Below are 455 nucleotides of genomic sequence, written 5' to 3'. Positions count from 1 at the left end.
GAGGTGATCGTGAGCAACTGGTCATCGGACTGGTTACTACCCCCGATGGATTCCCGATTAAATGTAAAATCTACTCAGGTAATACCTCCGACAAAACAACGGTATCAACGATCGTGGAAGAAATTAAAAATGCCTACAAAGTTAAGGAGTTTATTTTTGTTGGAGACCGAGGTATGTTAAGCGAAAAAAATATTAAAGCAATTATAGGGTTAAACCAGAAATACGTGATGGCGATCCCTCGGGCCTGGAGTAAGAAATACCTTCAAAATATCGCTATTGACGAAGCTCAAATGAAGGAGATTCAAGACAGTCTTTTTGTACGGTTCTTGCCGTCAGTTGAGGGTCAAAGGTTCTTGTTATGCCTAAATACCCAGAAAAGAACGGATGATACAGAGTATCGAAACCACTGCATAGAGACCATTAAAGAAGGGCTCGAAGCTTTGAACAAGACTTTG

Annotated in this window: 1 protein-coding gene; it reads left to right on the top strand. The window is 40.9% G+C overall.

What is annotated here, in order from left to right; translation table 11 throughout:
- The coding region (locus ACYQ3Q_RS28510) for an IS1634 family transposase (protein ID WP_459931751.1) at positions 1-455 on the top strand (455 nt) is incomplete at both ends.

Source organism: Desulfosporosinus burensis, from assembly GCF_054657535.1.
This window is presented reverse-complemented; position numbering and strand designations above follow the sequence as displayed.